The 1,408-nt window shown below is 47.9% G+C and carries 1 protein-coding gene; it reads left to right on the top strand.

Going from position 1 to position 1,408, the window contains the following annotated elements:
• Positions 1-1,274: sialidase family protein (locus U1F02_RS15655; protein WP_409991336.1), on the top strand; the 1,274-nt coding region annotated here is incomplete at its 5' end.
• Positions 1,275-1,408: the final 134 nt, after the last annotated feature.

Genomic DNA, 1,408 nt, shown 5'->3' with positions numbered 1-1,408 from the left:
AGGAGATGGGCGATCTGTTTTTGTGGGAGTGGATTTTCGGATGTAACGCGATGTTTAAAAAAATATATGCTTATGGGGTTTTGTTTTTTGCGGTCGTGATGTCTGCGCCTGTGCAGGCTGAAGCCGGTCATGGCGGGCATGACATGAGCAAAATGTGGGCAGACATGAGCTCCAAGCCCGTGGGCATGGCCGTGAGTGTGGCGGCCGATGAAAGCGGTGTGCTGTGGCTCGCACAAATGAAAGATGGGCGCATTTGGGTGAGTCATTCAGAGGATGAGGGGAAGCGGTTTTCTGATGCTGTCGCTGTCAACGCCGTGCCGGAATCCATTTTGGCAGAAGGACAAAATAGGCCGCAGATTGCGGTGAGAAAAGGTGTTGTGGCTGTAGCTTGGTCACAGGCATTGGAGAAAACCTTTGCTGGCAATATTCGGTTTTCGCGTTCAATAAATAGCGGAAAAACATTTTCTACGCCCGTCACTATCAATGATGTAAATGATGAAGTAGGGCATAGCTTTGCCGCGCTCACGATGGGTGGAGGTGGGGATATTGTTTTGGCGTGGTTAGATGGTCGCAGCAAAGCGGAAGCAAAAAAGTCTGGCAAAGAATACATGGGGAGCTCGATTTACTATGTGATTTCTCAAGATGGTGGTGCGAGCTTCTCGGAGAATAAAAAACTGACAGACCGCAGCTGTGAGTGTTGTCGCATTGCAATCACAACAAACCACAATGGAGTGCCGATTGTTTTTTGGCGGCAGCTTTTTGATGGCGGAGTGCGCGATTTTGCTTTTGCAACGATTAGTGCTTATCCATCAGTAGTGCGGGCGAGTGAAGATAATTGGCAGATCAATGCATGCCCACATCACGGTGGCGATATTGCAGCTGACGAAAAAGGCAGCTTGCATTTGGTGTGGTTTACAGGCAACCCTAAAAATCCTGGATTGTTTTATCGCCGCATAGACGATGAGCACCAAACATTGGTGCACCCTTTTGGCAATACAGACGCGCAAGCGAGTTATCCAACGGTGTTGGTATCAAATAAAACGGTATTTATTGCTTGGCGCGAGTTTGATGGCAATCAATATAAGTTAATGACTATGCAATCGGATGATCCACGCGGTGAGCGTTGGTCATCGCCGCGTGCGCTGGCATCGGCGAGTGGAAAAACAGATATTCCGATGTTTGTGGTAAACACACAAAAACCTTTACTGGTTTGGAATAGTCAAGAAAGTGGCTTGCGTGTTTTTAATCTCGACAGTGCCGAGCGAAAACCATAATGCGTTATTTTCTGGCATTGGCATTGCTGTTGTGTGGTGCTGTGATGGCCGATGTGCGCCCTTTTATGGTGGGTAGTATGGCGCAAATAGAAAAACAACATCAGGAGCGGCCGTTTATTTTGTTGTTTTGGTCG

This window comes from Cellvibrio sp. (genome assembly GCF_046347455.1).
Classification (GTDB): Bacteria; Pseudomonadota; Gammaproteobacteria; order Pseudomonadales; family Cellvibrionaceae; genus Cellvibrio.
This window is presented reverse-complemented; position numbering and strand designations above follow the sequence as displayed.